General features: G+C 73.1%; 8 protein-coding genes. All 8 read right to left on the bottom strand.

The features are described from left to right. A partial coding sequence (locus ACWCSD_RS43375) for a VOC family protein (protein ID WP_449923953.1) occupies positions 1-675 on the bottom strand: 675 nt, incomplete at its 3' end. After that, positions 672-1,238: an alkylhydroperoxidase domain protein gene (locus ACWCSD_RS43380; protein WP_357990849.1), complete on the bottom strand. Its 567-nt coding sequence runs from the start codon at positions 1,236-1,238 to the stop codon at positions 672-674. The genes ACWCSD_RS43375 and ACWCSD_RS43380, both read right to left, overlap by 4 nt. Continuing rightward, positions 1,235-1,819, bottom strand: coding sequence for a CMD domain protein (locus ACWCSD_RS43385; RefSeq protein WP_364325417.1), 585 nt, complete (start codon positions 1,817-1,819; stop codon positions 1,235-1,237). Before ACWCSD_RS43385 ends, ACWCSD_RS43380 begins: the two co-directional genes overlap by 4 nt. Then, a complete protein-coding gene (locus ACWCSD_RS43390; RefSeq protein ID WP_364325420.1) occupies positions 1,816-2,808 on the bottom strand; it encodes a putative FMN-dependent luciferase-like monooxygenase in 993 nt (330 codons plus the stop codon). Before ACWCSD_RS43390 ends, ACWCSD_RS43385 begins: the two co-directional genes overlap by 4 nt. Beyond that, positions 2,805-4,352, bottom strand: a complete 1,548-nt coding sequence (locus ACWCSD_RS43395) for a dipeptide ABC transporter ATP-binding protein (RefSeq protein WP_449923958.1) — start codon at positions 4,350-4,352, stop codon at positions 2,805-2,807. Before ACWCSD_RS43395 ends, ACWCSD_RS43390 begins: the two co-directional genes overlap by 4 nt. Continuing rightward, positions 4,349-5,137, bottom strand: a complete 789-nt coding sequence (locus tag ACWCSD_RS43400) for an ABC transporter permease (protein ID WP_397164833.1) — start codon at positions 5,135-5,137, stop codon at positions 4,349-4,351. Before ACWCSD_RS43400 ends, ACWCSD_RS43395 begins: the two co-directional genes overlap by 4 nt. After that, positions 5,134-6,063 carry an ABC transporter permease gene (locus ACWCSD_RS43405; protein WP_397164834.1) on the bottom strand — a complete coding sequence of 310 codons (930 nt, stop codon included), beginning with the start codon at positions 6,061-6,063 and terminating at the stop codon, positions 5,134-5,136. Before ACWCSD_RS43405 ends, ACWCSD_RS43400 begins: the two co-directional genes overlap by 4 nt. Further along, on the bottom strand, positions 6,060-7,493 hold a 1,434-nt coding region (locus ACWCSD_RS43410; protein WP_449923963.1), incomplete at its 5' end, for a TIGR04028 family ABC transporter substrate-binding protein. The genes ACWCSD_RS43405 and ACWCSD_RS43410, both read right to left, overlap by 4 nt.

Below are 7,493 nucleotides of genomic sequence, written 5' to 3' on the forward strand. Positions count from 1 at the left end.
GGTGATGACCTCCCGGCCGTCGCGGATGGCGGTGATCAGCGACTCGTTGACCAGGTCCTTGAGCGTGGCCCCGGTCGCGTACGGCGTGATCGTGGTGCGCAGGCCGGGCTCCGGCCCCTCGGTGATGTCGAGCGTCACGTCGAGGGCGGCCAGGTCGCGGCGGAGCGCGCCGGGGTCGGGGTGGACGGCGGCGAAGGAGACCAGGCCGAGCTGCGGCAGGTCCGTGGCGGCCGGGTGGGTGGTCGTCCCCCAGTCGATGAGGAAGGGCACCGGACGGATCGCGGCGGGGTCCTCGCGCCGGGTGAGCCGCCACTCCAGCAGCTCGCCGGACGGGGTGCGCCGGGACAGCGGCTGCACGTCGCCGGGGTCGTATCCGCGCTCGCGGGCCAGCTCCACGGTCTTGTCCAGGTCCTGCGGATGCACGGCCCAGGCGGCCAGCCGTGGTTCGGTGAGCGTCGCCAGCCCGAACGCCCGCGGCCGCACCTCCGACTCCGGGTCCGGCCCGATGATCTCCAGGTACGCGGTCGGCCCGAAGCGCACCAGGTAGTTCGCGGTGCCCCCGGGATGGCTGCCGCCCCGGACGGGCCGCACACCGGTCCGCGCGGCGAAGTCCTCGACCCCCGCGAGCAGGTCGGGAACGGCATAGACGAGGTGGTCGAGGTGGCGGTCGGTCATCGGTGGTCCTCCGGTTCGCCGAGTGAGAGCATGAGCCGGTTCGCCCAGTTGAAGAAGGCGGCGGCGTGGATGGTGTCGCTGATCGCCAGGTCGTCCAGCCCGGCCGCGCGCAGCGCCGCGATGTGCTCGGGCCCGAACTCCACGGGCGTGGCGGCCAGCGCGACCGAGGCGTCGACGACCGCCCGCCAGGTGCCGTCCTGCGGCGCGTCCACCCCCTCGTCGAGCAGGCGCTGCACGTCCTGCGGGCGCTTGGAGTGGTGGGCGGCGAAGCGGGCGTGCACCGACGCGCAGAACACGCAGCCGTTGCGCCGCGAGGTCGCGGTCGCGGCCAGCTCGCGCTCGGCGCGCGGCAGCCCGCCGTCGGCGTTGTAGAAGATGTCGTTGTCGGTCTTGGTGCGCGCGTGCAGGATCTCGGGGTCGCGGGCCAGCAGCAGGAAGTACGGCGACGACGCCCGCGCCCGGTCCACCAGCGCCTCGTAGTGGGCCTCGGTCAGCTCCTCCGGCGCGAGCGGCGGCAGCCAGGGCCGCCAGCCGAGCTGTTCCTGGGTGAAGCCGGTGCTCACGCCGCCACCTCCGCGTTGAGCAGCCGCAGGCCGCCGACCACCCGGACCTGGAAGGCGAGGAAGGCGACGAGCTGCGACAACGTCACCACGCCCGTCGGGCTCCAGCCGGCCGCGGCCAGCGCCTCCAGGGCCTGCTCGCCGGCCTCGCGGGGCCGGAACACCAGCAGGTGCGCGTGCTCGAACGCGGCGGTGAGCCGGACGCCCAGCTCGTCCGGGTTCCGGACCCGGTAGCGCAGGCCCTCGTCGCTCTCGGCGGCCAGCGGCGCGGGGTAGACGCCGTACGGGCCGGTGGTGGCGCCCGCCTCGACCTCGGTCTCGACGGCCTTCAGCAGGCCGGGGGCCAGCTCGGCGAGCCGGTCGGCGTAGAAGCCGGCGACGACGGCGTCGCGGTGCAGCCCGGCCACGAAGGCCGCGACGGCGTCGCGTTCGACGAGGGTGACCTCGCCCTCCTCGTCGGGGGTGAAGAGCGCGTCGAAGCCGCGCTGGGCGTGCTCGCGGGCGGCGGGCCGCAGGTCGCGCAGCTTGTCGAGGCGGGAGCCCGGTCTTATCCCGGCCAGGTGGTCGATGACGTCGTTGATCATGTGGAGCTCATTTCGGTGGAGGGGAGCCAGCCGAGCGCGGGGGCGACCTCGGTCGCCAGCAACTCGGTCGAACGCAGGACCAGCGGGTGCGGCGGGTCCACCGAGTGCACCTGGAAGACCAGGTCGGTGACCCGTTCGAGGGTCGGATCGGCGCGCAGGCTGTCGATGACGTCCTGCGGGGTGCCCACGTGCACGTCGAAGGCGGCGATGCGGCTGTCGAGGTCGCCGCCGGGCAGCTCCCACGGCAGCCGGCCGCGCCCGAGCCCCCGCTCGGCCCAGCGCAGCGCCTCTGCCCGGCTGTCGGCCACGAACGCGGTCCGCGAGGCCACGATGCGCGGGACGACGCCCGCGGGCAGGTTCTCGTAGTAGGCGTCCACGATCGGCCGCTGCAGGTCGGCCAGCGTCGCCTGGGGGTCGTCGGCCGGCCGGGGCTGGGTGCGCGAGAGCATGAGCCCGTTGCCCGCCCGGCCGGCGCGCGCTCCGCCGGCGGCCGAGAACGTCGCCTCCCAGATCGCGCCGGGCAGCCGGGGCGCGGGCGGGTAGAGCCGGTTGCCGCCGCCCAGGTCCTCCCCCGACCAGGCCCTGAGCAGGATCGACAGGTGCTCGGCGTACAGGGCGGCGCGGTCGCCGCTGTCGTGCCCGAACGGCCCGAACGACGACGGCGTCCCGCCGCTGCCCACCCCGATCTCCAGCCGCCCGCCGGTGAGCAGGTCGAGCACGGCGGCGTCCTCGGCCACCCGCACCGGGTGCTCCAGCGGCAGCGTGATGATGCCGGTGCCGAGCCGGATGCGGCTGGTACGGGCCGCCACGTGGGCGAGGAACACCAGCGGCGCGGGCAGCCCGCCCTCCTCGCCGTCGAAGTGGTGCTGGGCCACCCAGGCGGTGTCGAACCCGAGCGACTCGGCGTGCGCGATCTGCTCGGCGGCCAGCCGGTAGCGCTCCGCCGGGGGCGCCTCGTCCAGGACGCGGGTGAAGAAGCCGAGCCTCATCGCACCGGCTCCGGGATGGCGGCGAGCAGCTCGCGGGTGTAGTCGTCGGCCGGGTCGGTGAAGACCCGCCGGGTGGATCCTGATTCCACGATGCGTCCTTTGTTCATGACGGAGACGGTGTGCGAGATCTGCCGCACCACCGCCAGGTCGTGCGAGATGAAGAGGTAGGTCAGGCCGAGGTCGCGCTGGAGCTGCCCGAGCAGGTCGAGGATCTGCGCCTGGACCGTGACGTCGAGCGCCGAGACGGCCTCGTCGAGCACGAGCACCTCCGGCCCTGCGGCCAGCGCGCGGGCGATGGCCACCCGCTGCCGCTGCCCGCCCGACAGCTCGCGCGGCCGGCGCGACGACACGTCCGCGGGCAGCGCCACCCGGTCGAGGAGCTCCGCGACGCGGGCCCGGCGGGCGGCCCGGTCGCCGAGCCGGAAGTTGCGCAACGGCTCCTCCACGATGTCGGCGACCGATTGCCGCGGGTCCAGCGACCCGTACGGGTTCTGGTGCACGAGCTGGACGTGCCGGCGGAAGCCGCGGCCGTCGGGCGCCCCGGCGACGGTGACCGTGCCCGACGTGGGCTCGGCGAAGCGCACCACCATGCGCGCGGTGGTGGTCTTGCCGGACCCCGACTCCCCGACGAGCGCGTGCGTGGTGCCGCGCGGCACCACGAACGAGACGCCGTCCACGGCCCGGAAAGGCCGCCGCCCCGACCGGAACTCCTTGACCAGGTCGCGCACCACGATCGCGGGCTCGGCGGCCACCGGCTCGCGGAAGGGGCGGGCCGACAGCGCGGGGGCGTCGTGCAGCAGCCTGCGGGTGTAGTCCGCGCCGGGCGCCGCCAGGACGCCCCTGGTCGGGCCCTGTTCCTCGACGCGGCCGTCCTTCATGACGACCAGCCGGTCCGAGCGGCCGGCGGCCACGCCGAGGTCGTGGGTGACCAGCAGCACGGCGGTGCCGAACTCGGCGCGCAGGTCGTCGATGAGGTCCAGGATGCGCCGCTGCACGGTGACGTCCAGGGCGCTGGTGGGCTCGTCGGCGATGATCAGCCGGGGTTCGAGCGCGACGGCGATGGCGATCAGCACGCGCTGGCGCATGCCGCCGGACAGCTCGTGCGGGTACTGGCGGGCCCGCGTCTCGGGGTCGGGCAGGCCGACGCGGGTGAGCAGCTCGACGACCCGGCGCCGGACGGCGGCCCGGTCGCCGCGCTTGTGGATGCGCAGCACCTCGGCGATCTGCGCCCCGACCGTCTTGACCGGGTCGAGCGAGTTGGACGGGTCCTGCGGGACCAGCCCGATCTGGGCCCCCCGGACGGACTCCATCCGCCGCGGCGACCAGGTCGCCAGGTCGTTCTCCCCCAGCAGGACGCTGCCGCGGTCGAGCGAGGCGTTGCGCGGCAGCAGGCCGATGATCGAGTGCGCGGTCGTGGTCTTGCCGGACCCCGACTCGCCGACCACCGCGACCACCTCACCCGGCTCGACGGTGAAGGAGACGCCGTGGACCGCCGGGCGGCCGTCGTAGGAGACCGCGAGGTCGCGGACGTCGAGCAGGCTCACGAGGACTCCTTGGCGATGGACCGGCTGATCCGGCCGGCGGCGAGCACGACCGCGACCACCACGGCCCCGGGCAGCGTGGTCAGCCACCAGGACGTGGCCAGGTAGTTGCGGCCCTCGGCGATGAGCAGCCCCCACTCGGGGGTCGGCGGCTCGGCGCCGTAGCCGAGGAAGCCGAGCGTCGAGATGGCCAGGATGGCCACGCCGAACTGCAGGGCGGCCAGCGCGACGACGGGGCCGAGCGAGTTGGGCAGCACGTGCCGCCACAACACGGCGGTGAACCGGCCGCCGCTGCCGAACGCGGCCTCGACGTAGTCGGTGCGGCGCACCCGGACGACCTCCGACCGCGACAGCCGGGCGAACGCGGCCACCGAGCCGACGCCGACCGCGACGGCCACGTTCACCGTCCCCGGGCCGAGCAGGATGATCACGACCAGGGCCAGGAGCAGGCCGGGGACCGACAGCAGCACGTCCACGACCCGCATGACGGCGGCGTCGGGCACCCCGCCGAGCGAGCCGGCCAGCAGCCCGAGCAGCGTGCCGAGCAGCAGGCCGACCGCGACGGCGACGAACGCCCCCGACAACGAGTGCACGGCCCCGTGCACCACCCGCGCGAACACGTCCCGCCCGACGGCGTCGGTGCCGAACAGGTGCTGCGCGCTCGGCGCCTGGAGCTTCTCGACCGGCACGCCGGCGATCGGGTCGTACCCGGTGAACAGCCCCGGGACGACCGCCCACAGCAGCGCCACGGCGATCACCGTCCAGGCCAGGATCAGGCCCGCCCTCACGACGCCGCCTTCAGCCGCGGGTCGAGCACCGGGAACAACACGTCCACCACCAAGTTGACCAGGACGAACACCGCCGCGGCGAGCACCACCACGGCCAGCATCACCGGCGTGTCCTGGGCGGTCACGGCCTGCTCGGTGAGCCGCCCGATGCCGTTGCGGCCGAAGACGGTCTCCGTCACGACCGAGCCCGCGATCAGCTCGCCGAACGTCAGGCCCGCCACGGTCAGCGTCGGCAGGACGGCGTTGCGCGCCACGTGCCGCCACAGGATCCACCAGCGGGTGGCGCCCTTGGCCGCGATCACCGGCACGAACGGCTGCGCGTACACCTGGTCGATGCCGCGCGCCAGCACCTGGGCGATGGGCGCCGAGATCGGCACGGCCAGCGTCAGCACCGGCAGGACGAGCTGCTGCAGCTCGCCGCCCCCGATGACCGGCACCAGCCGCAGCCGGAAGGAGAAGACCTGGATCAGCAGGATCCCCAGCCAGAACGCCGGGACCGAGATGAACAGCGACGGCACCGACAGCAGCGCCCCGCGCAGCCACGACGTCCTGCTGTAGCTCGCCACGAACGCGATCACCACGGCGAGCAGCACCGCCAGGACGAACGCCGCCGAGGCCAGCCGGGCCGTCTCGGGCAGCGCCTCGCCCAGGCGCTCGACCACCGGGGTGCCGGTGTCGATCGAGTAGCCGAAGCCGCCGGTCAGGAAGCCGGTCAGGGTGCGCACGTACTCGCCGACCGGCGAGCCGCCGCTGTAGTAGGCCCGGATGTCGGCGATCTGCTGCGGCGACAGGCCGAGCTCGGGGTTCTGGAACTTGATCAGGATCGAGTCGCCGGGCAGCAGTTGCAGCAGCACGTAGCTCGCGGTGAAGGCGGCCCACAACACGAGCACCGCCTGCCCGGCCCGCGTCAGGAGATACCTGGTCATTGCTGGGCCTTCCACGCCGAGTAGAACCACGGCCGGGCGACCGCCTCGAAGGCCACGCCCTTGACGTACGGCGCGCCGCCGTACACCTGGGGCTCCTCGAACAGGGGGATGGCGTAGCCCTGGTCGATCACGTACCGCTGGATCTCGCCGACCTTGGCGTTGCGCTTGGCGTTGTCGGGCTCGGCGGACTCCTCCTCCAGCAGGGTGTCGAGCTTCTTGTCCTTCGACAGGATGACGTCGCGGTTCTGGCTGTGGAAGTGGCTCTTGATGACGTCCTGGTCGGCGCGGCCGACCATGCTGTGCGCGACGGCGGTCTTCTCGGCGTCCTTGATGTCCACGGCCTGGGTGCCGGCGTCGGCGGGGCGGATCTCCAGCTGCACGCCGAGCTTGGCCCACTGCTGGCCGACGAGTTCGAGCGTCTGCTTGGACAGCGGCTGCGGGCCGGCGACGAAGACGCCCAGGCGCAGCTTGACGCCGTCCTTCTCGCGCACGCCGTCGGCGCCCCTGGTCCAGCCGGCCTTGTCGAGCAGCGCGTTGGCCTTGGCCGGGTCGTAGGCCAGGTCCTTGGACAGGTCGAGGTAGCCCTGGGCGAGGTGGCTGAGCACGGAGGTGGCCCGCGGGTAGCTCGCGGTGAACAGGGTGTCCACGACCTCCTTGACGTCGGTGCCCGCCTGCAGCGCCTTGCGCACGTCGAGGTCCTTCAGGATGCTGTTGGACGGCCGCAGGTACAGGCCGTTGTTCACGCCCCTGGTCGGCTCGGCGTAGATCTGGAAGCCGGCGTCCTTGACGGTCTTCTCGTCGTACGCCTGGACGTAGCGCACGAAGTCGGCCTGGCCGGAGGTCAGCGCGCCGACCCGGACGTTGTCCTCGGGCGTCACGATGATCTTGATCTCGTCCAGGTACGCCCGCCCCTGGTGCTTCGACGACGGCGGCGCCCAGTCGTAGTCCTTGCGGGCGGCCAGGTCCACCTCCTTGTCGACGATCTGCTTCTTCAGCGTGAAGGGGCCCGAGCCGACGATGTTCTTCAGCTGGCACTGCTGCTCGTACGGCAGCGAGATCGTCTTCTTCGACACCAGCCCGGCCCCGATGACCGAGGTGCCCTGGAGGAAGCCGGGAGAGGGCTTCTTGAAGTGGAACCTCACGGTCAGCGGGTCGACGACCTCGCTGCGCTCGTAGTTGTTGACGAACTCGGCGACCGGGAGCTTGAGCTCGGTGTTCCCGAGGCCGTACACGTCGAAGTTGGCGGCGACGGCGGCGGCGTCGAGCGGGCTGCCGTCGCTGAAGGTCACGCCCTGGCGCAGGTGGAAGGTGTACTCGGTGGCGTCCCCGTTCACCTCCCACTTGGTGGCGATCCAGGGCTCGATCTCCAGGGTCTGCGGGTTCTGCCAGGTCAGCTTGTCGGTGATCTGGTTGAGGATGCCGCCGTTGGG

Source organism: Nonomuraea sp. NPDC001684, from assembly GCF_053596515.1.

Excerpts from the sequence above, each read along its gene's own strand:
- ACWCSD_RS43385 (WP_364325417.1), bottom strand. The coding sequence starts at position 1,819 with ATGATCAACGACGTCATCGACCACCTGGCCGGGATAAGACCGGGCTCC.
- ACWCSD_RS43390 (WP_364325420.1), bottom strand. The coding sequence starts at position 2,808 with ATGAGGCTCGGCTTCTTCACCCGCGTCCTGGACGAGGCGCCCCCGGCG.
- ACWCSD_RS43405 (WP_397164834.1), bottom strand. The coding sequence starts at position 6,063 with ATGACCAGGTATCTCCTGACGCGGGCCGGGCAGGCGGTGCTCGTGTTG.